Consider the following 455-nt stretch of genomic DNA (forward strand, 5'->3'; position numbering starts at 1 on the left):
GTCCAGTGGTACGGATTTGAATACATGTAGCGTTCCTCACCTTCCGGCTTCATGTATCCGCCGCCGCCCGGCAGCTGTACGAAGTCCCAGACCGTGCCGTCATAGTTCGCCAGGTAGCGGCTCGCGTAGAGGTACACGTTGTTTTCGGCCTGCGCGTAATCGTGGCCAAACAGGGAAGGCAGAAAACGCAGGCTGACAAAATCGGCCAGAACAGACGCCGGCTGTAAAACGTGGGGTTGTGTGTTCATCAGACATCTCCGCAGTCAGAGGGGGTTAAGGTTCCGGCCTGTGCCGTGACTGAATGACAGCCCGGCGGAAAGCGGAGTGTTCAGGAGCGACCACGAGGCCGCAGCGCAAGCGAGCGGGAGGCGGGATTACGCACGGCGCTGGCGCGAATTTCTGAGCGACGGCGCGACGGAAGTAAGCGCGGCGGAGCGAGTGCGAACGGGCGAGGA

At 61.3% G+C, this 455-nt stretch carries 1 pseudogene; it reads right to left on the reverse strand.

Annotated elements, in window-relative coordinates:
- A pseudogene (locus tag IBT54_RS24900) lies at nt 1–248 on the reverse strand (antirestriction protein); the annotation flags it as partial.
- Between the last annotated feature and the right edge of the window lie 207 nt (nt 249–455).

This window comes from Pantoea sp. S62 (assembly GCF_016658625.1).
Classification (GTDB): Bacteria; Pseudomonadota; Gammaproteobacteria; order Enterobacterales; family Enterobacteriaceae; genus Pantoea; species Pantoea vagans.